This window comes from Rhodococcus (subgen. Prescottella) equi, assembly GCF_003013675.1.
Taxonomy (GTDB): Bacteria; Actinomycetota; Actinomycetes; order Mycobacteriales; family Mycobacteriaceae; genus Prescottella; species Prescottella equi.
In genome coordinates, this window is the sequence record NZ_CP027793.1 from 3,618,703 (window position 1) to 3,642,706 (window position 24,004).

Here is a 24,004-nt window from a genome sequence, read left to right on the forward strand (position 1 = left end):
GATACTCCACCCCCTCCCCGCCTCTGCGAGGATCGGACCATGCCTGCCCCGTGGTTGCGTCTCGCCGTCGCCCTGTTCGCGGTGAGCTGGGGAGCCAACCAGTTCGCACCGATGCAGCTCGTCTACAGCCGGCACCTGGGGCTCACGAGCGGATCGTTCACCGCGATGCTCGGCGCCTACGTGCTCGGCCTCGTTCCCGCGCTGCTGTACTTCGGTCGCGTCGCCGATCGTGCGGGACGCCGGGTGGTCATCCGCTCGATGATCCCCGTCTCGGTGGTCTCCTCCCTCGTCCTTCTGCTCGGTCCCCTCAGTCCCGAACTGCTCTACGTCGGGCGGGTGCTCGCCGGAGTCGCGTCCGGCATGGCGTTCGGTGCGGGCACCGCGTGGATGAAGGAACTCAGTGCCCGGGCGCCCGTCGGCGCAGGCGCGCGCCGGGCCGCGGTGTCCCTGTCCGCGGGCTTCGGATGCGGCGCGCTGTTCGCCGGCGTGGTGGCGCAGTGGCTGCCCGCACCTCAGGTGTCGCCGTACGTTGTCCACATCGCGCTGATGATCGCCGCCCTGGCGCTGGTGTGGCCGGTGCCCGAGACTCGTACCGTCCGAACGGCTCCGGCGGCCACCCGGGTGACGGCGCTGTCGAAGGCGCCCTTCCTACGGGGCGTGGTTCCCTGGACACCGTGGGTGTTCGGCACCGCGACCATCGCCTTCGCGACGCTCCCGCCACGCGTCGAGCAGTCACTGGGTGCGGTATCGATCGCGTTCACCGGAACGATCGCGGCGCTCACCATGATCACCGGAGCGGTGATCCAGCCGTGGGCCCGGCGGTTTCTGGAGCACCGCGAGGAGTGGGGGGCACCGGCGGGAGCGGTACTCGGTGTGCTGGGACTCGGTGCAGCCGGCGTCGTCGTCCACACCGACGGCGCCGTCGCGGTCGTCGCAGTCTTCGGGGCGGCGCTTCTGCTCGGTTCGTGCTACGGAGTGCTCCTGATCTCCGGCCTGGTCGCGGTCGAACGACTCGCGCCGGAGGACGAACTCGCACAGTCGGTCGCGGTCTACTACTGCCTGATCTACCTGGGATTCGCGCTGCCGTTCCTCGTCTCCGTCCTGGCGCCGCGGATCGGGTACGGGACGTGCTTCGCTGCGATCGCCGTCCTGATGATCGCGTCAGTCCTGGTCGCGAGGACCGCACCCGCTCCCCGCGCCCGTCCCGCACGCCGCGACGACGTCTCGCCGGTCGGCCGATGAGCGACGGCGGCGGCACCGCGGTGCCGGGGACCGGCGTGGGCGCCGTCCCCGGAGCCCGGACGGACCACGTCGTCGGACTGCTGCTGGCCGCGGGAGCCGGGCGTCGCTACGGCTACCCGAAAGTGCTTGCCCACGAGGGCGGGTGGCTCCGCACTGCGGTCCACGCCCTGCGGTCCGGCGGGTGCGGCCGCGTGCTCGTCGTGCTGGGCGCCGCCCGCGCCGCGCTGCCGTCCGGGGCCGAGGCGGTGTACGCACCGCGCTGGGCCGAGGGCATGGGAGAGTCGCTGCGCGCCGGACTCGATGCGGTCGCCGAGGACCCGGACGCGGACTACGTCGCCGTCCATCTCGTCGACCTGCCGGACGTCGGGCCCGACGTCGTCGCCCGCACCATCGACGCCGCCACGAGCACACCGAGCGGGATGGCCCGCGCGTACTTCGGTGTCACGCCCGGGCACCCCGTCGTCCTCGGGCGGCGACACTGGGGGCCGATCGCGGCCCGCGCCGCCGGCGACGCGGGCGCGCGGGAGTATCTGCGGACGCACCGCGCCGCGGTGGCCGCCGTCCCGTGCGGCGACCTGGCCACCGGCCGGGACCGGGACCGTCCCGACGAGCCCGGTTAGCGCGGTCCGAACGTCCGGGTCAGCCAGTCCGCGAGCACGCGTGCGCTGGCGTCCACCTGCGCGGGCCAGTCCATCGCGGAGTCGTCCGCGTGATCGCTCACGTGCTTGACCAGCCGGCAGCGGGCGCCCAGCCGATCGCACGCGAACGCGACCGCGAACCCCTCCATGTCGACCAGGTCGGCGCGCGCGGCGAGAGCGTCGCGGACCGCGGCGTCGGAGACGAAGGTGTCGCCCGTCGCGAGGACCGTCCCATCTCCGTCGGCGAGGTCGATCGCGTCGCGCACCGGGTGGCCCAACGAGCGCAGTACCTCGGCGCTGATGTCGTGGTTCAGCACCGCCGACGGCACGTACAGCCCCGCGTGATGGCCGTGCAGCGCACCGGCAGTGCCGATGTTGACCACCAGGGGCAGGCGGTCCGGGGCATAGCCGGCGAGAGCCTGCGTCACGGCGACGGCGGCCGCGACCTTGCCGATCCCCGTGACGACGACGTCGATGCCGTCGGGCACGTGGGCCGCTTCCTCCCGCGTGGCGCTCACCACGAGGATGCCGGTGCTACTCATCAGGCTCTCCCGAGTTCCGTGACGCCGCCGGTGACGTCGGGCCACATCCTGCCGTGCCGGTTCGCAGGGCTGCACACCCGACCCGTGCTCGCTACAGTTCTGCCATGGCTATCTCGCGTGCACGGATCATCGCGGAACTCGGTGTGGAGCCGACGATCGATCCGGAGGCCCAGATCCGCAGTCGGGTGCAGTTCATGAAGGAGTACCTGCTCTCCACTCCGGCGAAGGGTTTCGTCCTCGGTATCAGCGGCGGGCAGGACAGCACCCTCGCCGGCCGGCTGGCACAACTGGCGGCGGAGGAACTGCGTGCGGAGGGGCACACCGCCGAATTCGTCGCCGTCCGGTTGCCGTACGGCGCGCAGGTCGACGAGGAGGACGCCCAGGTCGCGTTGAAGTTCATCGCGCCGGACCGGTCCCTCGCGGTGAACGTCAAGCCCGGTACCGACGCGACAGCGGGCGAGGCGTCGGGCGCGCTGCGCGAGATCCTCGGCGACGGGGGACAGCTGCGGGACTTCGTGCGCGGCAACATCAAAGCCCGTGAGCGGATGATGATCCAGTACGCGATCGCGGGTGAGCTCGGCTACCTCGTGGTGGGTACCGACCATGCCGCGGAGGCGCTGACCGGATTCTTCACCAAGTTCGGCGACGGAGGCGCGGACCTCACCCCGCTCACCGGACTCACCAAGCGTCAAGGCGCCGCGCTCCTGCAGGAGATGGGCGCGCCGGACTCGACGTGGCGGAAGGTGCCCACCGCCGACCTGGAGGACGACCGGCCGTCGCTGCCGGACGAGGTGGCGCTCGGCGTCACCTACCAGCAGATCGACGACTTCCTCGAGGGCCGGGACGTCGCCGACGACGTGGCCCTCGAGCTCGAACGCATGTACCTGAACACCCGCCACAAGCGAACGGTGCCGGTGACGCCTCTCGACACGTGGTGGCGCGAGGACTGACGGAGGGCCGAGCCGGAGAGCGGACGACAGGGGGCGGTGGTGACGACGTATCTGGTGGCGGGCGGCACCGGGGTGGCGGGCCGGTCGGTGGTGGCCGAACTGGTGCGGCGCGGGGAGACGGTTCGGGTGCTGAGCCGCCGCGGCGGGGCACTGGGAGCCGGCGTCGAACAGGCCGCGGGCGATCTGCTCACGGGCGCCGGACTCGCGCAGGCTCTCGACGGTGTCGACATCGTCATCGACACGACCGACGGCAAGACCCGCCGCACTCGACCGGTCCTGACGACCGGGGCGGGGAATCTGCTGTCGGCGGCACGCGAGGCGGGGGTCTCGCGCGCCGTGCTGCTGTCGATCGTGAACGTCGACCGCAGCACGTTCGGGTACTACCGCGCCAAGACCGAGCAGGAACATCGGTACGCGGCGTCGCCGCTGCCGACGCAGGTGGTGCGGGCGACACAGTTCCACGAGTTCGTGCCGATGCTGTGCGCCCCCACATCGAAGCTGGGCCTGATCCCGGCGTTCACCGGTGCCCGCTTCCAGTCGATCGACACCGCGGACGTCGCACGCGCCCTCGTCGACGCCGCACAGACGCCGTCGGTGACGGCCGATCCGGTGGTCGTCGCGGGACCGCAGATCCTCACGATGCGCGAGATGGCGCAGGCGTGGAAGGCGGCCACGGGTGCCCGCGGACGGGTGACGGACCTGCCGATGCCGGGCGCGATGGGCTCGTTCTGGCGAAACGGCTCGAACCTGGTGCCCGACAACCACTTCGGGACGGTGACCTTCGATCAATGGTTGGCGGCGCAGTAGCGGGTGGTCAGCCGCCCGCGAACGGCGGGAGCACGTCCACCTGCGCGCCCACCCCGCTGCTCGGGTCGCGCGTGAGCTCGGAGTCGACGAGATACGCGGCGACCCCGAGGACCTTCGCCATCTGTTCGCCGTAGCGTTCGGCGAGTACCACCCGCAGGTGCGCCAGATCCGCGCCGACGGGCACCGTCAGCGTCTCCTCGGTTCTGCCCGCGGCCTCCGCCGCCGCCGCGAAGTACCGCACCTGCACCGTGCGCACCGTCTCGAGGGTCCCGAAGTCCGTCTCAGCCACCGATCGCTCCCATGCTCCGCCTCGGCGGGACGAAACCCGCCGCGTTGATGCCGTGTCCGGCCCACTTGTCCCACATCGCGGCCCGCCACATCTCGGCCAGGGTCTCGTCGTCGGCGCCGGAGCGCAGGGCGTCCCGCAGGTCCACCTCGCGGTCGCTGAACAAGCACGAACGCACGGTCCCCTCCGCGGTGAGCCTGGTGCGGTCGCACTCCTCGCAGAACGATCGGGTGACCGACGCGATGATTCCGACCGTCGCCGGGCCCCCGTTCACGAGCCATTCCTCGGCGGGCGCGGACGGATCCTCGCGCCCCACCTCCCGTAGGTCGAAGCGCTCGCCGAGAACCCCGAGCAGGGTCTGCGCGTCCACCATGTTCCCCCGTGCCCACTCGTGGTCCGCGTCGAGCGGCATCTCCTCGATGAAACGTAGCGCACACCCCGCGTCGAGGCACCACTGCAGTAGATCGGCTGCACCGTCCAGCGTTTCGGCCATCAGCACCGCATTGATCTTGAGCGGCGCAAGCCCGGCTTCCTGTGCTGCGCGGATTCCCGTCAGCACCGACTCGAGGCGGTCGCGTCGGGTCAGTTCAGCGAAGTGCCGGCGGTCGATCGTGTCCAGCGAGACGTTGACGCGCGAGAGTCCGGCGCGGGCGAGGCCGACAGCGCGGTGCTCGAGACCGACCGCATTGGTCGTCATCGACAGCGGAATCCCGGGTACCAGCTCGCTGCACCCGGCGACGATCACCTCGAGGTCACGGCGCATCAGCGGTTCGCCACCGGTGAACCGCACCTCGCGGATCCCGAGGCGGTGCACCGCCACTCCGACAAGCCGGATGATCTCGTCGGCGGTGAGCAGGTCTCGGGCCGGGATCGCGGGCAGCCCCTCTGCGGGCATGCAGTACGTACACCGCAGCGAGCACTTCTCGGTGATCGACACCCGCAGGTCCCGCGCGACCCGCCCGAAACCGTCCAGCAGTTCGGGCACGTCAGGTCGCCCGTCCGTCGACGGCGCCGCCGACCGCACGGTGGGGATTCCCACGTTCACCGCCGTCGCCGTCCGCGCCGCTGTCACCATGTCCCCCAGTATGCCGCCGACACCGCCCGCGGGCGCGACGACGGATGCCTAGGATTGGCTCTCATGGCACAACGTCCGGGTGCGCGATCCGTCGAAGACCATGCCGCCGACGTGGCCGAACTCCTCGCGCCGATGCTCACGCGGCCCACCGAGACCGTCCGGCTGGCGGACGCCCTCGGTCGGGTGCTGTCCCACGACGTCTGCTCCCCTGTCGATCTGCCGCTGTTCCGCAATTCCCAGATGGACGGCTTCGCGGTGGACGCCGCGTCGATCGCCACCGTCCCGGCGACGCTGCCGATCGTGGCGACGGTGCCGGCCGGCCCGGCCGAGCCGGCCCGGCACGTGCCGGGCACCGCGGTGCGGATCATGACGGGGGCGGTACTCCCGGAGGGCACGGAAGCCGTTGTCCCCGTGGAGGACACCGAGGTGTCCGACGGCAAGGTCACGGTTCACCGTTCGCGCGCCGTCGGCGATTTCGTGCGCGAACGCGGAAGCGACGTCCGCACCGGCATGCTGCTGCTCTCCGCCGGAACCCTGCTCGAACCCCGTCATCTCGGCGTGCTGGCCGCGGTGGGCCTGGCGGCGGTGGCCGTGCGCACCCGGCCGCGCGTCGCGGTGATCACGACGGGGGCGGAATTGGTGGACGCGGGTGCCGCCCCGGAGCCGGGGCAGATCTTCGACTCCAACGGCGCGGCACTGTCGGCGAGCCTGCGCGCGAACGGCGCCGAGGTGTCGGTGACGGACCGCAGCAGCGACGACCCGGACGTCTTCCGGACCTGCCTGCGCCGCGCGATCGCCCGCGCCGAACTCGTGATCACGTCGGGCGGCGTCTCGATGGGCGACTACGAGGTCGTCAAGGACGTACTCGCCGAACTGGGCGCCCGCTTCGGGCCGGTGGCGATGCAACCCGGCGGGCCGCAGGGTCTGGCCCTGGTCGACGAGGTTCCGGTGCTGACGTTCCCGGGTAACCCGGTGAGCACGATGGTTTCTTTCGAAGTGTTCGTGCGCCCGCTGCTGCGCCGGGCCGCCGGGCTGCCCGAGGTGCCGCGGGAGAACGCGCCCCTCGCGCACGCCGTGACCTCGGTCGCCGGGAAACGCCAGTTCCTGCGCGGCCGTCGCACCGGCTCGGGTGTGGAGGTGGTGTCCGGTCCCGGGTCCCATCTCGTGGCGGCACTCGCGTGGGCCGACGTGTTGATCGATGTTCCAGCCGACGCGGTGTCCCTCGCCGCGGGCGACCGAGTGAAGGTGTGGCCCCTGTAGTGAGCGAGCAGAACATGACCGAGCTGAGCCATCTCGACGGCGAGGGCCGTGCCCGGATGGTGGATGTGAGCGCGAAGGCGGACACGACCCGGATCGCGGTCGCCGCCGGCGAACTCGTGACGACACCCGAGGTGGTCGCGTTGGTGCGCGCCGACGACATGCCGAAGGCCGACGTCCTGTCGACGGCACGCATCGCCGGCATCTCGGGCGCGAAGAAGACGTCGGAGCTGATCCCGCTGTGCCACCAGCTGGCGCTGTCGTCGGTGAAGGTCGAGTTCGGGTACACCGACTCGTCCATCACCATCGAGGCGACCGCGAAGACCAAGGGCCCCACCGGGGTCGAGATGGAAGCGTTGACCGCGGTCGCGGTTGCCGGTCTCACCCTGCACGACATGGTCAAGGCAGTGGACCCGGCCGCGAGACTCGACGGTGTCCGGCTCCTGACGAAGGAGGGCGGCAAGCGCGGGAGCTGGCGACGCGACGAGCGCGGCGGCGACACCGCCGCACCGGCGCCGGCACGGCCCGAGGTGCGCCCCGATTCGGCGACGGTGCTGGTGGCCTCCACCGGCGGTGCGCGCGGCACCCGGCCCGATACGACTGGCCCGGCGATCGCCGAATGGCTCACCGACCGCGGGTACACGGTGCGCGGTCCCCTCGTGTACGCCGACGCCGACATCGCGGCCGGCCTCGCCGACGCCCTCGCCGACGCCCCGGCCCTCGTCCTCACCACCGGCGGGACCGGCGCCTCCCCCACCGACGCGACCCCCGAAGCCACCCGTGCGGTGCTCGATCGGGAGTTGCCGGGCGTCGCCGAGGAGATGCGGCGGGTCGGCACGCAGGTGACACCGCACGCGTCGCTCAGCCGCGGCCTCGTCGGACTCGCGGGCCGGACCTTGATCGTGAACCTGCCGGGCTCGCCCGGCGGCGTGAAGGACGGCCTCGAGGTGCTGGATCCGATCCTCGAACACCTGCTGGCCCAGATCGCGGGCGGAGGTGCACACGATGAGTGACGTGTTCGCCCGCATCTCCGAGCAGCCCCTCGACCCTGCCGTCGTGGACGCGGCCGTCGCCGGACCGGAGCACGGCGCGGTCGTGGCATTCACCGGCGTCGTCCGGGACCACGACGGCGGGCGCTCGGTGTCCGCCCTCGAGTACCAGGCGCACCCCGACGCCGAACGCTTCCTGCGCCGATGCTGCGAGGAGGTCGCCGAACGCACAGGTCTGCCGGTCGCGGCCGCGCACCGCGTGGGATCGCTGGTGATCGGTGATCTGGCGCTGGTCGCCGCGGTGGCCGCGCCCCACCGCGCCGAGGCATTCGCGGCTTGCGCCGAACTGGTGGAGCGGATCAAGGCGGAGGTGCCGATCTGGAAGCGTCAGACGTTCGCGACCGGAACGTCCGAGTGGGTGGGCCTGTAGCCCGCCGGGTGATCGCCCCGACACCCCCTCGATCGCCGCAACCCGGTATGGTGGCGGGTACTGGACGTCCGCTTGCCGGGCGTCCAGCGTCGTAGAACGCTTCCTTCGCGCCGGATCCGCGCATTTGCTCGCGTGCACCAGCACAAGCATTTCTTGCGGCGATCGATCTTGCCTCCCGGCAATGTCGCCACCTTGTGCAGGCCGTGCACCGGGATCCCCCGGCCGTAGGCGTGCATGACGAATGCCCGAAAGGCACCGACGAACTTGTCCACCAGCGTCACCACCCCGTCCGACGAATCCGCCACGGCCTCCTTCGAATCGCTCGGCGTCCCCGCTCCGATCGTCTCGGCCCTCGCGGACGGCGGCATCACCGCGCCGTTCCCCATCCAGGTCGACACTCTCCCCGACACGCTCGCCGGGCGTGACGTTCTCGGCCGCGGCAAGACCGGCAGCGGCAAGACCCTCGCGTTCTCGATCCCGCTCGCGGCACGCCTCGCAGGCGGCAAGCGCCGTCCCGGCAAGCCGCGCGGTCTCGTCCTGGCCCCCACCCGCGAACTAGCGACGCAGATCACCGCGACGCTCGAGCCGCTCGCCGGCGCGCTGGGGTTGCGCGTCACCACGATCTTCGGCGGCGTCTCGCAGCACCGTCAGGTCAAGGCTCTCGAGTCGGGCGTCGACATCGTCGTCGCCTGCCCGGGCCGCCTCGAAGACCTGATGAAGCAGCGGTTCGTCACACTCGACGCCGTCGAGATGACGATCCTCGACGAGGCCGATCACATGGCCGACCTCGGCTTCCTGCCCGGCGTCACGCGCATCCTCACCGCGACGCCCTCCGGCGGGCAGCGCCTGCTGTTCTCGGCGACGCTCGACAACGGTGTCGACAAGCTGGTCAAGCGCTTCCTGCAGAACGAGGTGCTGCACTCGGTCGACGAGGCGAACTCGCCCGTTGCCGCCATGACCCACCACGTGTACGACGTTGCCGGCGTGGAGGCGAAGAAGGCGCTCGTGCACAAGCTGGCGTCGGGGCAGGGCCGTCGCATCCTGTTCATGCGCACCAAGCACCAGGCGCGCAAGCTCGCCCGCCAGCTGACCGAGTCGGGCATCCCGTCGGTGGACCTGCACGGCAACCTGTCGCAGAACGCTCGCGACCGGAATCTGGCCGCATTCTCGGAAGGCACCGCCCGCGTGCTGGTCGCCACGGACGTCGCAGCCCGCGGTGTGCACGTCGACGAGGTGGAGCTCGTTGTGCACGTCGATCCGCCGGCCGAACACAAGGCGTACCTGCACCGTTCGGGCCGCACCGCGCGTGCCGGAAGTGCCGGTGACGTCGTGACCATCGTTCTGCCCGAACAGCGTAAAGACCTCTCGGCCCTGATGCGCAAGGCATCGATCAAGGTGACGCCGGTGCAGGTCACGGCCGACTCCGAGCACGTGGTCACGCTGGTCGGCGAACCGGCACCGCACGTGGCACCCGCGCCCAAGACGGACAAGCCCGCGGGCGACGGTCGTCGTCAGGGACAGGGTCAGCGTTCCGGCCGACGGGGCGGCGGCGCCCAGAACGGCCAGGGTGGGCGCAGCCGCGGTCCCCGCACCGAGGGTGCCGGTGGCGCCGGCGGCCAGGGCGGCGGCGGACGCCGACGCTCGGGTGGACGCTCGGGCGCTACCGGCGGTTCCGCCTCGGGTTCGGGCGGGGGCGGACAGGCGGCGGGCGGCGGCTCGCGCCGCCGGCGCGGCTGAAACCGCGTCTACCCGCTCAGAAACGTTCCCAGTGGATCGCGTCGGACAGGTCCCGACGCGTCCGCCAGCCGAAGCGTTCCAGATCCGGAACCTCCTGGAACTGGTCCACCTTGCCGACGCACAGCCACGCGATGGGGCGGACCGGTGCGGGAATGCCCAGCAGGTCCGTGAGGTACTCCTCGTCGTAGAACGACACCCAGCCGACACCGATGTTCTCGGCGGCCGCCGCCAACCACAGGTTCTGGATGGCGAGCACCGCCGAGAACAGGCCGGTGTCGTCGATCGTGTGTCGGCCCAGAATGTTCTGTCCGCCGCGGGACGGGTCGTACGTGACCACGATGCCGGTTCCGCTCTCCCGGATCCCCTCGATCTTGATGGGGTCGAACGTCTTTCGCCGGTCCTCCGGTAGCGAGTCGGCGAACGCCCGGCGACGTCCGGCAACGTGCTCGGCGAAGGTGTCGAGCGTGTCCTGGTTGCGGACCACGATGAAGTCCCACGGCTGGGTGTTGCCGACGCTCGGGGCCGCGTGCGCCGCACCGAGCACCCGCTGCAACGTCTCGTCGGGGATCAGCTCGCCACTGAACTCGGCGCGGACGTCACGGCGTCGGCGGATGGCTTCGTACACGGAAACGAGAGATTCGGTCACGCCTCCACGGTAGCCGCCGCACCACCGGCCTCTCCCGCGGTCGGGTCAGACTTCGACGGTGTACCGGTGCACGCCCATCATGGTGTCGCTCTCGAGGTAGTCGGCCTCGGGTTCGACGCACGCGTCGAGCAGTGCATCCACCGCGTCCGGATCGAGGTCCATCCCGATCACGACGAGTTCGGTGCGCCGGTCCTCCCCCGCCACCCAGCGCTGCGGGGTGAACCGGATGTGGTCGCCCACCACCTGCAACAGGTACTTCTGCTGGTATCCGGGCACACCGAAGTAGACGAAGCCCTTGATCCGGTAGACGCCGGCGGGTTGCTTCTCGAGGAATCGGATCAACCGACGCGGGTGCATCGGCAGATCGGACGTGAACGTGACGCTGTCGTACATCGCGTGGATGTGCGGATCGTGATCCCCGCCGCACTCACCGCACTGCTCCGACGGCTCGTCGAGACCGAGGAGCAGGTCGTCGAACGACAACTGCTGACCGGGGCGGGCGGTCGGGCGCGGTGTCCGATCGAACAGCAGATCCGGGTCGACTCTGCCCTGCACGGTGGACAGCACCGCGGCGCGGGGGTTGATCCGGCATACGTCCGCGAGCAGCGCGTCGTGCGCGTCGGCGTCGATGCGGTCGGTCTTGTTGAGGACCACCAGGTCCGCGATCGCGACGTGCTGATCCAGTTCCGGATGCCGCTGCCGGCTGCTCTGGTACTCGGCGCCGTCCACCAGCATCACCAGGCCCCCGTACGTGATGTACGGGTTCTCACTGCCGAGCACGAGCCGAATCATGTTGCGGGGTTCCGCGAGCCCGCTCGCCTCGACGACGATGACGTCGATCTCCGACCGGCGATGCGCGAGCCTGTTCAGCATCTCGTCCATGTCGCTGACGTCCACCGCGCAGCACAGGCAGCCGTTGCTCAGCGCCATCATCGAATCGACCTGTCCGGCAACCATCATCGCGTCGACGTTGACCGAGCCGAAGTCGTTGACGATGACGCCGATCCGGGTGCCACCGTTGTTGTGCAGGAGATGGTTGAGCAGGGTCGTCTTCCCCGATCCGAGGAACCCGGCGACGATCACGACGGGGATCGACCGTGGAGCCCGCTTCTTCGCCACCCCGACCCTCCCAGTTACCGACGACACCAACCGGTCATCGTACTAGTGCGCCGGCCGGGCAGACGCGGGCGTGAACCGACCACCGGCCCCACACACCCCCCGGGGTATTCTTCCCCAAAGTGCCGGCCACGGCACTCGAGCGATGGAGGCTATGGACATGCGCCGCACTCTGCCCGGCAACCGGTTTCCCGGACGCCTGTTTCCCGGCCGCCTGGCCGCAGCAGCGGCGTGCGCAGGTATAGGTGCGACGCTCCTCGCCGGTTGCGGCACCGACGGTGGCGACGCGCCCGCTACCTCTCCTCGACTCGTCGACGTCCGGGAGTTCGCCGACATCGCGGCGTCCGACGACACATTCGTCCTCAACGTGCACGTCCCCGACGAGGGCACGATCGCCGGAACGGACGGTGCGATCCCGTTCGACGCCCTGGCCGCCGAGGCGGCGGCACTGCCGTCGGATCACGGCACCACGATCGCGGTGTACTGCATGTCGGGCAACATGAGCGCCACCGCCGTGCAGGATCTCGCCGACCTCGGCTACACCGACGTGGTCGAACTCGACGGCGGCATGATGGCTTGGATGGCCGACGGGCGCGAATTGCTTCCTCCGGCAGCCTGATCCGTCCCCCACCGTTTTCGGCGGACACCGATCGCGTGCGACAATGCCCCGGTCAGACGAGGACGACAGGAGACGCGGGTGCGAGCCGAGGTGACCGCCGCGTCCCGCTGCGCCGTCACAGCGACCCTGGCGACCCTCGCGGGCCTCGGCCCGTACTTCACCGCCACGACGGGTGATCCCGGGCCGGGCGACTGGCGTCCGGTGCGCGACCTGTACGACGACGCCCACGCGCTCGCCGGCGTCGCGGGGCACGTGGGCGCGCGGATCGGCAGCACCGAGTACCGGGTGGCGGCGTCGACGTTGTTCCTCGGGTACGCGGCCCGACTGTGGTCGCTCACGCTCGGCGGCATCGTCCGCGCCGGCATCCTGCCCGACGCCGACCGCCTGCTGTGGCGCGACACGGACGGCCGCATCGACCTGCATCTGGCCGAGCCGGTCGGCTGGGGAGGCACCGGCCTGGTCGACGTCGCGCGGCAGATGGTCCTCGACCGCCACCTGACGCCGCTCGTCGCCGCGATCCGCACCGTCGAGCCGATGTCGGACCGCCTGCTGTGGGGCAACGCCGCGTCGGCACTGATCGGGGCCGCCCGCATGCTCGACGGTGCGAGCGACACGGCGGCAATGCGCGTCGCCGAGACGATGCTGCGGGACTCTCGACTGATCGATACCGTCGACCGGCAGGGCGACGGTTATCGACGTCGTAGCTGCTGTCTCTTCTATCGCACGCCGGTCTCCGGCTACTGCGGGGACTGCGCGCTCATCCCTCCGCACGCACCCGAGCCCGGGGAGGGGTCCGACCCAGCGAAAATAGGTCATTAGACCGAGGCGGCGTGCCCCGCACCACAAATTGCACTAGAGTACAAAAATGTTGCCCCTCCCCCCTGGGCAGCAACGGGGCTCGTCCGGCTTTCCCCCCCTGTCCGGACGAGCCGTCGGGTGGTGGCGCGTGAGAGTACTCCGCGCCACCACCTGGCACCGTCTCCGCGCAGCTGACAGGATGCGCGGATGATCCTCGAACACGCTCCCTTACAGGTGAAACCGGGCCACGCCGACGAGTTCGAAGCGGCGTTCGCACAGGCGCGAACGATCGTCTCCGCAATGCCGGGGTTCCGCCGGCTCTCGTTGTCCCGCTGTGTCGAACGCCCGGACGCGTACCTCCTGCTCGTCGAGTGGGACACTCTCGAGCACCACACCGAGGGATTTCGTGGCTCCGACGAGTACCAGCAGTGGCGGCACCTGCTACACCACTTCTACGACCCGTTCCCCACCGTCGAGCACTACGAGCCCGTGGACCGCGCCTGAACGCCCGAGCCCCACCGGACGCGTTACCACGGACGTTCCGCACAGTGGACCGTTCGACGAGACAGCCGCCACAATCTGGTTTACGGTCGATCCGCCTCCCAGTCAACCGAAAGGTTGTTTGGTTGCGGCTATCGACAACCGGACACCGTGCCGGCGTACACACCAGAGGAGTAAAAATGGGTTCGTCTGACGCAGATCTCGCGCTGATCAAGCAGATTCAGCCGGTCGTGAGCGGCATCGGCACCGTCATCGGTGGCCTCGGCGCCATCCTGAGCCTCATCGGCGCGGTGGCTGCTTTCAGCTGATTCGTCAGCCACAGGCTCGAAACCCCCGACCCGTCCCCGGACGGATCGGGGGTTTCCTCGTTCGGGGGGAACCTCGCGGCGGGAGCTCGAACACGAAGAAGACCGGGCCACGATCGCAATGATCGTGGCCCGGTCTTCGGAGTGGAGCTAAGGGGACTCGAACCCCTGACCCCCACACTGCCAGTGTGGTGCGCTACCAGCTGCGCCATAGCCCCGTATCGAGTTGTTCTCTGCGCTTCGGGAGTGACTCCCTCGTGCTGAAAGAAAGTTACACCACCGCCGACTCGGACAACAAATCGGCTGGTCAGAGGCGATAAGCCGGTCGGTGGCCGGTCCGCTGCGGACCGGCCACCGGGCAGCTTCTACTGCGAAACCTGCGAGACCCAGTCCGGATCGCTCAGGGCGTCGATCACCTGGCCGTTGTGGACGACGGCCGGGGTGCCGGTGGCACCGGACGCGGCGAGGGCCTGACGGCCCGTCTCGGCGTCCGCGGCGGCCTGCTGCATGCGCTCACCGCTCGTGATGCAGTTGACGGCCGCCTCGTCGGCGCCGGCGTCCTCGGCGAGGGTCGCGAGCTGTTCGTTGGACAGATCGGACTTGCCGTTCTCGGCGGGCTGGTTCGTCGGCGAGAACAGCTCGGCGTGGAACTTCGAGTACGCGATGGCGTCACCGGTCTGCGCGACGCACTGCGACGCGGCCACGGCGCGCGTCGAGTAGTCCCCGCTGGCCGAGAGCCGGTTGAGGAAGTTGAGGATGTGGTAGTTGACCGCGACCTTGCCCTCGTCGATGGCCTGCGCCACTTCCTGGCCGTGCTTCTCCTCGAGCTGCGCGCAGTACGGGCACATGGGGTCCTCGAACACGTCGATGGTGTTCGTGACATCCGGCAGGCCCAGACGGACGACGCCCGCCTCCCCCATCGTCACCTGGACGGCGGAGTTCTGCACCGCTCCGTATCCCTCGTTGCGCGGCTTGTTGCTGTCGCGCGTGAGGAGAATGCCGCCGATCACCAGCGCAGCGATCACGACGACCGCGATGCCGCCGACGATGTACGTGGCCTTGCTGGAGGTCGGTTGCGGGTTGTACTTCGCCGACTTCGGTTTCTTCGAACTCACTTCGCGTCCTTCGTCATGGTTGTGAGATCCGTGCGGAACTTGACCGGAGTGCCTGCCGCGGGGCCGCGTGCAGGCACTACTCGGGACCTACTCTGCCACCGCTGCCTGAGCGGGCACTGAGAACGACCCGCGCGAGCGCGGCCCGAGAGCGAACGGACTACGCGGGAAGACGACGAGCCACACCGCCAGCGCCAGGAACCCGACGTCCCGGGCGATCTCCCGGGCGTAGTCCCAGCCGTCCACGTCCGCGGCCCCACCGCCACCGAAGCAGCCGCAGTCGATCGACAGCCCGCGCGCCCACACCGAGATGATGACGCCGATGAGCACCAGCAGGGCCGCGGCGGACACGATCGCCGTGAGCCGCACACCGAGTCCGATCACCAGGAACAGGCCGAGCGCGATCTCGAGCATCGGCATCGTGTACGCCACCGGGCGCACCAGGTCCTCCGGCAGAAGCTGGTAGGCCCGGACCGCCACGACCGTCTGCGTCGGGTCGATGAACTTGATCCACCCGGAGATCAGCCACACCGCGGCCAGACCGAGGCGCGCGAGGAGGCTCACAATGCGTATCCACACGTCTCACACGCTACCGAACAGGCATGCCCGCGCTTTCTGGATCATCGCCCGTTTCCGCAGCTGGATTCGGTCGTAGGGACGACTGCGTGCCCCGTCCCGAGAAGCTTCGAGTCGCTGTTCGCCGGCTCGCGGGCGGCGGCGCGGGCCTACTGCTCGCGGGAGGGCTCGCCGCGTCTTTCCCCGCCGAGCTCCGTGGGACCCTGCGGCAACTGATGTTCGGTGCGTTCGCGGTCGGTGCCACGTACGTCGTCGGTGCGCTCGTCGGGCTCGGGGCCGGCTGATCCCGGACGGATCCCCTTGGGCACCACCACCCACAGCAGGATCGGCAGGAGCATGATCGCGCCCGTCACCGCCCATGCCGCCTCGAAGGAGAGCTTCTCCGCGAGGCTTCCCGCCACGAGGGGCCCGGCGAAGCCGCCGATGTCGCTGGTCATCTGGAACGCAGCCAGCAGCGGCCCCCCGCGCCGACCGGAGCCGACGACGTCGGCCACCGCGGCCTGCTGCGCCGGGCCCATGATGCCCGAGCCGATGCCGGAGATCGCGGTCGCGACGTAGAAGATCACGAGGTCGTCGGTCAGACCCATCGTCATCGTCGACAGTCCACAGATCAGCAGTCCGGCGATCACGAACGGCTTCCGCCCCATGCGGTCCGACAACCGTCCCGAGCGCAACAGGACCAAGGCGTTGCCGACCGCGAACACCGTGAGCGCGACGGCGGTGGCCGCGGTGTCCCCCTCCAGAGCGGTCACGACGAACAACGGGACGAGCGCGATCCTCACACCGAAGATGACCCAGCCGGTGGCGAGATTCGACGCGAGTGCCGCCCGGAACATCGGTGCGCGCAAACCCTCCCGCAGGGTCATGGTCTGCAGACCGCTGTCCGTCTCGGGTGCGGCGAGGCGCGAGTTGCGGAGTGCGACGAACACGACCGCGGCCGCGACCACCAGCGCGACCGTGTAGATCGCGAACGGCACCCGCAGACCGAAGCGGGCGAACACGCCGCCGAACAGCGGGCCGGTGATGGTGCCGATCAGGAACGACGCGGTGTAGATCCCGGACACCCGGCCGCGGCCCTGCGGCGGCGACATCCGGATCAGCAGGCCGAGCGCGGACACCGTGAACATCGTCGATCCGATGCCGCCGAGGGCCCGGAAGACGAGCAACTGCCAGTACTCGGACGCGACCGTGCAGGCGCCCATCGACGCCGCCGTGATGAGCAGCCCGGACATGTAGGTGGGGCGCTCACCGAGTTTCTGGACGAGCCGCCCGCTCATCGGTGCGAACAGCAGACGCATCAGCGCGAACACGCTGATGACCGCGCTGGCCGCGGTGAGGCCCACCCCGAAGCTGCTCGCGAACTGCGGCAGCGCCGGCGCCACGATCCCGTAGCCGAGAGCGACGATGAACGCCGACACGACGAGGACCCAGATCTCCTTGGGCAGTTTCGTGTCGGCGCCCGCCGCCGCGTCAGTGTTACTCATTGCCGATGAATCTATCGGCGAGGGTGAACGGCCGTTCAGCCCAGTCCCAGTGCGCGGGAAACGACGTCTTGAGCGGCGGCCTGTACCTGCGTGAGATGTTCGGGGCCACGGAAGGATTCGGCGTAGATCTTGTACACGTCCTCGGTCCCGGACGGGCGGGCGGCGAACCACGCGTTCTCCGTGGTGACCTTGAGGCCGCCGATGGCCGCACCGTTGCCGGGCGCGGCGGTGAGCGTCGCGGTCACCGGTTCGCCGGCCAGTTCGGTCGCGGTGACCTGTTCCGGCGACAGCCTCGCCAGCACCGCCTTCTGTTCGCGGGTCGCCGGCGCATCGATGCGGGCGTACGCGGGATCGCCGTGCTGCCGGGTGAGTTCGCGGTACCGGGCCGACGGGCTCTGCCCGGTGACGGCAGTGATCTCGGCGGCCAACAGCGCCAGCAGGATCCCGTCCTTGTCGGTGGTCCACACGGTGCCGTCGTGGCGCAGGAAGGATGCGCCGGCGCTCTCCTCACCGCCGAAGCCGAGTGAGCCGTCGAGCAGTCCCGGCACGAACCACTTGAAACCGACCGGCACCTCCACGACGGGGCGTCCCAGTCCACCGGCGACGCGGTCGATCATCGACGAACTGACGAGCGTCTTGCCGACCTTCGTCGTCGGCGACCACCCGGCGCGGTAGGTGTAGAGGTAGTCGATCGCGACCGCGAGGTAGTGGTTGGGATTCATGAGGCCGCCGTCGGGAGTGACGATGCCGTGCCGGTCGGCGTCGGCATCGTTCCCGGTCGCGAGGTCGAATCGGTCGCGGGCCGCGATGAGCGAGGCCATCGCGTGCGGCGACGAGCAGTCCATCCGGATCTTGCCGTCACCGTCGAGTGTCATGAACCGCCACGTGGCGTCGACGAGGGGGTTGACGACGGTGAGGTCGAGGCGGTGCCGCTCGGCGATGGCCCCCCAGTAGTCGACGGAGGCACCACCCAGCGGGTCGGCCCCGATTCGCAGACCGGATGCCCGGATCGCGTCGAGGTCGAGGACGCCCGGCAGGTCGTCGACGTACTCGGACAGATAGTCGTACCGCCCGGCCTCCGCGAGGGCCCGCGCCAGCGGCACCCGGGCGATCCCCGACAGGCCCGCGCGGAGCAGTTCGTTGGCGCGGTCCGCGATCGCCGTCGTGGCGTCGCTGTCGGCCGGGCCGCCGTGCGGCGGGTTGTACTTGAAGCCGCCGTCGCGCGGCGGATTGTGCGAAGGGGTGACGACGATACCGTCGGCGCGCGCCGCCGGGCCGGAGGCGTTGTGCCGCAGAACGGCGTGGCTCACCGCCGGCGTCGGGGTGTAACCGTCGCGCGAATCGATCACCACCGCAACGCCGCCCGCGACCAGCACCTCGAGGGCGGTCGCCCACGCCGGCTCCGAGAGCGCGTGCGTGTCGCGGCCGAGGAACAGTGGGCCGGTGATGCCCTGGCCGCTGCGGTACTCCACGATCGCCTGCGTCGTCGCGAGGATGTGCGCCTCGTTGAACGCGGAGTCGAGGCTCGAGCCGCGGTGGCCGGACGTGCCGAACATCACCTGCTGCAACGGATCAGCCGGGTCGGGGGTGCGCGTGTAGTACGCGGACACCAGGTGCGCCAGATCCTCCAGATCCTCCGGCAACGCCACCTGACCCGCTCGTTCGTGCACCATCGACCCCTCCGAAACCTCGAACTGGAAACTCGGTTCCCATCGTGCCAGGGCCGGGGGTTCCCGGCGCGTTCAAGCGGTGATTCGAAACCCCAACCAGGCGAATCCGATACCGATCGCGATGCTGGACGCGACATACACGACGGAGGTGCCGGTTCGCCGCACACGTGCGAGACCCACAGTTTCGGTGGCGAACGTCGAGTAGGTGGTCAGGCCACCGCAGAAGCCGGTGCCCAGCAACGCGAACACCGCGGGCGGCAACGTGGCGCCCGAGAGCAGGCCGAGGACGAAACAGCCGACGACGTTGACGACGAACGTGGGCACCGGGAAGCTCCCGTACGACGTGAGGTGGCGGCCGGTGAGGTAGCGAACCCCCGCGCCCACGCCACCACCGAGCGCGACCCACAGCACCGTCACGCTTGCGCCCGCCGCCGGGAGTGCCATTCGTCACCGAGCGCCATCCCGATGCGTGCCGCGAGCAGTGCCGGCAGGAGGGTCGCGAGGATGTACACGACCGCCGAGCCGGGGTGCTGCACGACGTCGACGGCGAACGTCGAGAACGTGGTGAATCCGCCGAGTACACCGACACCGAGGAACAGACGCCACAACCGGTCGGGTCCGAGCACGGCGGCGAGGATGCCCAGCAGCAACGACCCCAGGACGTTGATCACGAGGATGGTCCAGATACCGGGGAACTGCAGTGCGAGCGCGTAGCGGATGCTCGCGCCGACGGCCCCGCCCGCGGCGACCACCGTCAGGGCCCGCGCCTGCGCCATCGCTCCTCCTGTCTGCCGGCCGATACCTACTGTGGCAGACGCGGACGGACCGCCGCATCAGCGACGCGGGGCCGCGGCCGCGGCCGCGGCGACAATCCTCGGGCCCGCAGCCGGATCCCCCGCCACCGGGTGTGCGCGGCCACGCGCAACGGCGCGATCGGGATGGTGAGTGCTGCGGTCAGCACTTCACGCGCGGTCACGTCGCGCCGGTCGCCCACGACTGTCGCGACGAGCGGCCGTTCTCCCGGACGCTCGAGGCAGATCCCGAGCCGGAGCGACGCGTCCGGCGAGGGCACCCGCATTCGGCATTCGTCGCCGGACGGCGAGACGTAGAAGTCCTGCGCCGCGCGCGTACCCCCGTGCGCGGAGGGCCGCAGCAGATAGCACTGCCTGTCGCCGTGGGTGGTGCGCACCTCCGCGATCACACAAGCCGGGCGCCCCTCGACGTCGTGGCACCAGAACACGGTGAGCGGATCGAACACGTACCCGAACACCCGGGCATCGGTGAGCATCAGCACCTTCCCACCGTCGAGGTCGATCGCGTGCGCCGCCAGGAAGGCATCGACGGTTCGCCGCAGGGTCCACGACAGGTCCCCGAGTTCGTCTGCGGACGCGAAGCCGGCCAAGCGTGCGAGCACGCGCGGCAACCTCGGCAGGTTGTCGATGTCCACGAGCCAGCTGTAGCTGCGGTAGCGGAAGGCGTTGTGCAGCGGTGCGGTTCGCACGTGGCTGACCGTCGTGCGATAGATCGCCGGCGTCGACGGCAGCGGTGGTGGTGGTGCGGTCGTCATGCCCACAGCCTCCTCCGTGGCTCTGCTCGTACCCGATGCTCACGAGACGTTCGAAGGCGTACAGCGGCGCGTCTGGTCACGGACGAAATCGACGGCGATCCGATGCCAGCGGCCCGGGTGGCGCAGCATGGTGTGGCCCGTGCCCGCCATACCGATCCATCGGGCGTCCAGGCCCCGCGCCTGAGCCAACGTGGTCTGTCGCCGCGACGCCGCCTGGTCGGTCCAGGTGTCCGCGGTGCCGTGCACGACGACCATCCGCCGGCCGGTCGGCACGCACCCGCCCTCCCCCTCAGGCCACCACGGGGCCAGAGCGAGGACCCCGCACACCAGAGGGTCGTCGGCGACCACTGCCGCCACTCGCGCGCCCATCGAGTGGCCCACCAGAACCACCGGTGTCTGCGCCGGTCGCAGGTCGTCGAGGATCCTGCGGACGTCGTGGACGGGGCTGCGGTCGGCTCCGTTCCAACCCCGGAGCAGGTAGCGGACCTGCCGGACCTCCACCTCCGGGCAGGATCGCCGGAGTGTCCGGGTGAACGACGACATGCGCAGATCGGCGGCCTGCCAGGGCTTCGAGCGGCGACGATCGCTCGCCTTGCCACCCGGCAGCACCAACACGATCAGAGCCGGGGTCCCGCCCTCACCGTTCTGCGTTCGTCTCCGTACCGACATGCCCGGTATTCGGAACCGGTGGGCGTGCGGATGGGTGATCCGCGTCAGCCGCCCGTCGACCCTGATCGCGCGCCCGTAGCAGGCCCGGTCCCCTGCTGCGCGAACGAGTCGACAGCGGCAACGAGATGCTCGGTGAAGCTGCCGCCGCCGTGCCCGGCGTCGTCGACGACGACGAGACGGCTGCCCGGCCACAGCCGGGACAGTTCCCACGCGATGTCGAGAGGACCGGACACGTCGTACCGGCCGTGCACCAGAACAGCCGGGATGCCGGCGAGCCGGTGCATGTTGTCGTGCAGCTCGCTCGGGCGGAGGAAGCAGTCGTTGCCCCAGTAGTGCGTGACGAGGCGCGCGAACACCATCCGGAACGTCGGATCCCGATATCGCGCGTCCGGCGTCCATCCTGGAGTGAGAGAGACATGTGTGTCCTCCCATTCGCACCACCGGACGGCCGCGTGCTCGCGCACCGACGGATCGGGGTGGGCGAGCAGGCGCGCGTACGCGGCGGCAAGGTTGCCGTCCCGCTCCTCCGTCGGGATCGGCTCGACGAAGCTCTCCCATTCACGCGGAAAGATCCGCCGCATGTCCCGGGTGATCCACCGGACGTCGCGACGAGGATCCGACGTGATCGCCCCCAGCGCCATCCCTGTCACGCGGTCCGGATGCGCCTGCGCGTAGGCGAGTGCGAGCGTCACACCCCACGACACCCCCACGACGAGCCACTGTTCGATGCCGAGATGCTCCCGTAGCTGCTCGATGTCCGCCACGAGGTGAGCGGTGGTGTTGGTCGACAAGTCGGCCCCGGGATCGTCCGCGCGGGGCGTACTGCGGCCGCAACCGCGCTGGTCGAACAGCACGGCCCGGAACTTGTCCGGATCGAAGAGCCGCCGCCTGCCGGGCCCGGCCCCGGCACCCGGGCCGCCGTGCAGATAGACCACCGGGAGCCCGTCCGGCTCGCCGACCGTCTCCCAGTACAGACAATTCCCGTCGCCCACGTGCAGCAGACCGGTCTCGTAGGGCTCGGTCGGTGGATAGCGGACAACCATGGGACGAGTGTGCCAGTGGGGCGAGCGGCTCCGGGCAGAAGGACTTCGGGCAAGAAAAAGGGGCCCGATCGGAAAGGTCTTCCGATCGGGCCCCTTCTCAGTGGAGCTGCCGGGAATCGAACCCGGGTCCTCCGCCGCTTTGCCAGGGCTTCTCCGTGTGCAGTTCGCTATGCCTCTACTTGGATCTCCCGGTCCCGCGAACAAGCCGAGATGACGATCCCAGTCGCTGTTGGATGTCCCGTACCACTCCGCGACCGAGTGGAACGGTAGAGCCCTCTAGCTGATGCCAGTACCCGGGCCGAGGGCGAACCCGGACTGACAGACACGCAGTCGCTACTTAGGCAGCGAGGGCGTAGTCGCGCTGATTGGAATCGGCGCTTATTGGTTTGCAGCGACGCTTACGGTGGTCTCTTGCCTGCACCGACACGCTTCCCCTAACTCAACGTACGCAGTCGAAACCGTTCAGCCCCGTACGTCCCCACGTCTTTCATGGGGCTACTTACTCTAACCCGCGGACGGTCGGGAATCATCCCGATTTTCCGCCGAGGCTTCCGGGACCGTCGCCGCTCTCGCGTCACATCCATGCGTTTCACCCTTCGGCACCACTTCATTCCGTTAGTGTCTGGCCCCGGGACGGACTTTCGGTGACATTCGTCACTCGACACTCTCTGGGGGAAACTGGGATGACGTCGTTCGCGCGCCGACTCGTGGGCGCTGCCGTACTCGCTCTCGCCGCCGTGACCGCGGGCACACTCACGGCACCCGCGGCCGGGGCCGCCCCGGCCTATCCGACGCCGTACACCGACCCGTTCTACGCGGCGCCGGCCGACATCGCGACCAAGGCACCCGGCGACGTTCTCGAGGTACGCCGCGCCGACACGTGGCTCGTCCCGGGCAACGAGGTGTGGCAGATCAAGTACCGCTCCACCAACTCGTCGGGCGATCCCATCCCCGCCGTCACCACGGTGATCAAGCCGATCAATTCGCCCACGGACATGCCCGTGCTGTCGTACCAGGCGATCGTCAACTCGCTCGGCCTGAAGTGCGCGCCGTCGGCCGCGCTGTTCACCGGCGAGATCAAGGACGTCTTCGGGTTGCCGCTCGCCCTCGCGCAGGGGTGGGCGGTCGCGATCCCCGACCACCTCGGTCCCGACAGCGCCTACGGGGCCGCCAAGCTCGGCGGCATGATCACGCTGGACGGCGTCCGCGCGCTCAAGCGCCTGCCGGAGCTGCGATTGTCGAACAGTCCTATCGCGCTGGCCGGGTACTCGGGCGGCGGTATGGCCACCGCATGGGCGGCGGCGCTCAACCCGACGTACGCCCCGGACGTGAAGCTCGCGGGCGTCGCCCAGGGCGGCGTACCCGCGAACATCGAGGAGATGGCCGTCGGGCTCGGCCTCGCGGACCGGCACCCCGGGTTCGGACTCGGCTTCGCCGCCGCCGTGGGCCTCGAACGGGAGTATCCGGACCGCCTGCCGATCGGCGACCAGCTGACACCGGCGGGACTGGGGTTGCGCGAGGAGCTCAAGGACGAGTGCCGCACGATCATCATCGCGAAGGGGCTCCTGCACAGCGTGAGCGAGGTCGCGAAGTCCACGAGCCTGCTGCAGGACGAGCGGACCCGGGCCGTGATGCGCGAGAACAGCCTCGTCGACTACCCCGGTATCCCGACTGCGCCTGTGTTCATGTGGCAGGGCTCGACGGACGGCCTGACGCCGTTCGGCTCGGTGGCAGCAACCGCCGACCGCTACTGCAAGGCCGGGGCGACGCTCGTGTTCCGCGGCTACCCCATCGCCGAACACATGACCAATGCGATCGTGGGACTGCCCGAAGCGTTCCTGTATCTCAAGGATCGGTTCGCAGGAGTGCCCGCACCCACGGACTGCTGAACAGCGTTTACGTCGGCAAACAAATCGTATATGTCCATTCCTCGGGATTTGTCCGC

Annotated in this window: 27 protein-coding genes, 1 tRNA gene and 1 other RNA gene; 13 read left to right on the forward strand and 16 right to left on the reverse strand. The window is 70.0% G+C overall.

What is annotated here, in order from left to right:
• Window positions 1-39 precede the first annotated feature (39 nt).
• Both C7H75_RS16870 and C7H75_RS16875 read left to right on the forward strand, forming a co-directional pair.
• Window positions 40-1,242 carry an MFS transporter gene (locus tag C7H75_RS16870; protein WP_013416658.1) on the forward strand — a complete coding sequence of 401 codons (1,203 nt, stop codon included), beginning with the start codon at window positions 40-42 and terminating at the stop codon, window positions 1,240-1,242.
• Entirely contained in the window at window positions 1,239-1,862 is a 624-nt protein-coding gene (locus tag C7H75_RS16875; RefSeq protein WP_175280043.1) for a nucleotidyltransferase family protein, read from the forward strand. Before C7H75_RS16870 ends, C7H75_RS16875 begins: the two co-directional genes overlap by 4 nt.
• Here C7H75_RS16875 and C7H75_RS16880 read toward each other — a convergent pair.
• The gene (locus C7H75_RS16880; RefSeq protein ID WP_022597003.1) at window positions 1,859-2,422 is read right to left on the reverse strand and encodes a nucleosidase; all 564 of its coding nucleotides are present in this window, start codon (window positions 2,420-2,422) and stop codon (window positions 1,859-1,861) included. The two genes, C7H75_RS16875 and C7H75_RS16880, sit on opposite strands and share 4 nt — an antisense overlap.
• 104 nt (window positions 2,423-2,526) lie before the next feature.
• Between C7H75_RS16880 and nadE the strand changes: the two genes are divergently transcribed.
• Complete coding sequence (gene nadE, locus C7H75_RS16885) at window positions 2,527-3,372, forward strand: NAD(+) synthase (protein WP_005518910.1); 846 nt, start codon at window positions 2,527-2,529, stop codon at window positions 3,370-3,372.
• Window positions 3,373-3,411: 39 nt separating this feature from the next.
• On the forward strand, window positions 3,412-4,179 hold the full coding sequence (locus C7H75_RS16890; RefSeq protein ID WP_069856599.1) for an SDR family oxidoreductase: 768 nt from the start codon (window positions 3,412-3,414) through the stop codon (window positions 4,177-4,179).
• Window positions 4,180-4,186: 7 nt separating this feature from the next.
• Here the strand turns inward: C7H75_RS16890 and C7H75_RS16895 are convergent, their stop codons facing one another.
• Together C7H75_RS16895 and moaA are read right to left on the reverse strand one after the other, a co-directional pair.
• Window positions 4,187-4,468 carry a MoaD/ThiS family protein gene (locus C7H75_RS16895; RefSeq protein WP_022597005.1) on the reverse strand — a complete coding sequence of 94 codons (282 nt, stop codon included), beginning with the start codon at window positions 4,466-4,468 and terminating at the stop codon, window positions 4,187-4,189.
• Window positions 4,461-5,540 carry a GTP 3',8-cyclase MoaA gene (gene moaA / locus C7H75_RS16900; protein WP_064078339.1) on the reverse strand — a complete coding sequence of 360 codons (1,080 nt, stop codon included), beginning with the start codon at window positions 5,538-5,540 and terminating at the stop codon, window positions 4,461-4,463. Before moaA ends, C7H75_RS16895 begins: the two co-directional genes overlap by 8 nt.
• A 63-nt stretch (window positions 5,541-5,603) precedes the next feature.
• On the opposite strand from moaA, the gene C7H75_RS16905 reads away from it, so the two are divergent.
• From C7H75_RS16905 to C7H75_RS16920, 4 genes are all read left to right on the forward strand, one after another.
• Entirely contained in the window at window positions 5,604-6,800 is a 1,197-nt protein-coding gene (locus tag C7H75_RS16905) for a molybdopterin molybdotransferase MoeA (RefSeq protein ID WP_106851621.1), read from the forward strand.
• 14 nt (window positions 6,801-6,814) lie between these two features.
• Window positions 6,815-7,810 (forward strand): bifunctional molybdenum cofactor biosynthesis protein MoaC/MoaB, encoded by a 996-nt coding sequence (gene moaCB, locus C7H75_RS16910; protein ID WP_064059308.1) that lies wholly within the window; start codon window positions 6,815-6,817, stop codon window positions 7,808-7,810.
• Window positions 7,803-8,216, forward strand: a complete 414-nt coding sequence (locus tag C7H75_RS16915) for a molybdenum cofactor biosynthesis protein MoaE (protein ID WP_013416665.1) — start codon at window positions 7,803-7,805, stop codon at window positions 8,214-8,216. Before moaCB ends, C7H75_RS16915 begins: the two co-directional genes overlap by 8 nt.
• Window positions 8,217-8,450: 234 nt before the next feature.
• A complete protein-coding gene (locus C7H75_RS16920; protein ID WP_005518900.1) occupies window positions 8,451-9,953 on the forward strand; it encodes a DEAD/DEAH box helicase in 1,503 nt (500 codons plus the stop codon).
• A 16-nt stretch (window positions 9,954-9,969) separates the two neighbouring features.
• Here the strand turns inward: C7H75_RS16920 and bluB are convergent, their stop codons facing one another.
• Both bluB and C7H75_RS16930 read right to left on the reverse strand, forming a co-directional pair.
• On the reverse strand, window positions 9,970-10,599 hold the full coding sequence (gene bluB, locus C7H75_RS16925; RefSeq protein WP_005518899.1) for a 5,6-dimethylbenzimidazole synthase: 630 nt from the start codon (window positions 10,597-10,599) through the stop codon (window positions 9,970-9,972).
• A gap of 45 nt (window positions 10,600-10,644) precedes the next feature.
• Window positions 10,645-11,718, reverse strand: coding sequence for a CobW family GTP-binding protein (locus C7H75_RS16930; RefSeq protein WP_106851622.1), 1,074 nt, complete (start codon window positions 11,716-11,718; stop codon window positions 10,645-10,647).
• 157 nt (window positions 11,719-11,875) lie between these two features.
• Between C7H75_RS16930 and C7H75_RS16935 the strand changes: the two genes are divergently transcribed.
• The 4 genes from C7H75_RS16935 to C7H75_RS26345 all read left to right on the forward strand — a co-directional run bounded on the left by C7H75_RS16935 (window position 11,876) and on the right by C7H75_RS26345 (window position 13,941).
• Window positions 11,876-12,334 carry a rhodanese-like domain-containing protein gene (locus C7H75_RS16935; RefSeq protein WP_013416668.1) on the forward strand — a complete coding sequence of 153 codons (459 nt, stop codon included), beginning with the start codon at window positions 11,876-11,878 and terminating at the stop codon, window positions 12,332-12,334.
• Window positions 12,335-12,412: 78 nt separating this feature from the next.
• Window positions 12,413-13,153 carry a (2Fe-2S)-binding protein gene (locus tag C7H75_RS16940; RefSeq protein ID WP_106851623.1) on the forward strand — a complete coding sequence of 247 codons (741 nt, stop codon included), beginning with the start codon at window positions 12,413-12,415 and terminating at the stop codon, window positions 13,151-13,153.
• Window positions 13,154-13,339: 186 nt separating this feature from the next.
• The gene (locus C7H75_RS16945; protein WP_022597016.1) at window positions 13,340-13,636 is read left to right on the forward strand and encodes an antibiotic biosynthesis monooxygenase family protein; all 297 of its coding nucleotides are present in this window, start codon (window positions 13,340-13,342) and stop codon (window positions 13,634-13,636) included.
• Window positions 13,637-13,812: 176 nt separating this feature from the next.
• On the forward strand, window positions 13,813-13,941 hold the full coding sequence (locus C7H75_RS26345; protein ID WP_005518890.1) for a hypothetical protein: 129 nt from the start codon (window positions 13,813-13,815) through the stop codon (window positions 13,939-13,941).
• A 142-nt stretch (window positions 13,942-14,083) separates the two neighbouring features.
• Here C7H75_RS26345 and C7H75_RS16950 read toward each other — a convergent pair.
• From C7H75_RS16950 to ssrA, 11 genes are all read right to left on the reverse strand, one after another.
• Window positions 14,084-14,156, reverse strand: a tRNA-Ala gene (locus C7H75_RS16950).
• Window positions 14,157-14,303: 147 nt separating this feature from the next.
• The gene (locus C7H75_RS16955) at window positions 14,304-15,053 is read right to left on the reverse strand and encodes a DsbA family protein (RefSeq protein WP_081186815.1); all 750 of its coding nucleotides are present in this window, start codon (window positions 15,051-15,053) and stop codon (window positions 14,304-14,306) included.
• Window positions 15,054-15,140: 87 nt separating this feature from the next.
• Window positions 15,141-15,629 (reverse strand): MauE/DoxX family redox-associated membrane protein, encoded by a 489-nt coding sequence (locus C7H75_RS16960; RefSeq protein WP_005518888.1) that lies wholly within the window; start codon window positions 15,627-15,629, stop codon window positions 15,141-15,143.
• Window positions 15,630-15,775: 146 nt separating this feature from the next.
• Window positions 15,776-17,110: an MFS transporter gene (locus tag C7H75_RS16965; protein WP_081186816.1), complete on the reverse strand. Its 1,335-nt coding sequence runs from the start codon at window positions 17,108-17,110 to the stop codon at window positions 15,776-15,778.
• Window positions 17,111-17,145: 35 nt separating this feature from the next.
• Window positions 17,146-18,783 carry a phosphoglucomutase (alpha-D-glucose-1,6-bisphosphate-dependent) gene (gene pgm / locus C7H75_RS16970; protein WP_106851624.1) on the reverse strand — a complete coding sequence of 546 codons (1,638 nt, stop codon included), beginning with the start codon at window positions 18,781-18,783 and terminating at the stop codon, window positions 17,146-17,148.
• Between the two features lie 69 nt (window positions 18,784-18,852).
• A complete protein-coding gene (crcB, locus tag C7H75_RS16975; protein ID WP_022597019.1) occupies window positions 18,853-19,224 on the reverse strand; it encodes a fluoride efflux transporter CrcB in 372 nt (123 codons plus the stop codon).
• Complete coding sequence (locus tag C7H75_RS16980; RefSeq protein ID WP_022597021.1) at window positions 19,194-19,556, reverse strand: fluoride efflux transporter FluC; 363 nt, start codon at window positions 19,554-19,556, stop codon at window positions 19,194-19,196. Before C7H75_RS16980 ends, crcB begins: the two co-directional genes overlap by 31 nt.
• 26 nt (window positions 19,557-19,582) lie before the next feature.
• A complete protein-coding gene (locus C7H75_RS16985) occupies window positions 19,583-20,353 on the reverse strand; it encodes a DUF1365 domain-containing protein (protein ID WP_080668417.1) in 771 nt (256 codons plus the stop codon).
• 33 nt (window positions 20,354-20,386) lie between these two features.
• Window positions 20,387-21,016 carry an alpha/beta hydrolase gene (locus tag C7H75_RS16990; RefSeq protein ID WP_005518880.1) on the reverse strand — a complete coding sequence of 210 codons (630 nt, stop codon included), beginning with the start codon at window positions 21,014-21,016 and terminating at the stop codon, window positions 20,387-20,389.
• A gap of 44 nt (window positions 21,017-21,060) precedes the next feature.
• The gene (gene pip, locus C7H75_RS16995; RefSeq protein ID WP_084984988.1) at window positions 21,061-22,059 is read right to left on the reverse strand and encodes a prolyl aminopeptidase; all 999 of its coding nucleotides are present in this window, start codon (window positions 22,057-22,059) and stop codon (window positions 21,061-21,063) included.
• 98 nt (window positions 22,060-22,157) lie between these two features.
• Window positions 22,158-22,529: a transfer-messenger RNA gene (ssrA, locus tag C7H75_RS17000) on the reverse strand.
• 213 nt (window positions 22,530-22,742) lie between these two features.
• On the opposite strand from ssrA, the gene C7H75_RS17005 reads away from it, so the two are divergent.
• Window positions 22,743-23,948 (forward strand): lipase family protein, encoded by a 1,206-nt coding sequence (locus C7H75_RS17005; protein WP_106851625.1) that lies wholly within the window; start codon window positions 22,743-22,745, stop codon window positions 23,946-23,948.
• Window positions 23,949-24,004: the final 56 nt, after the last annotated feature.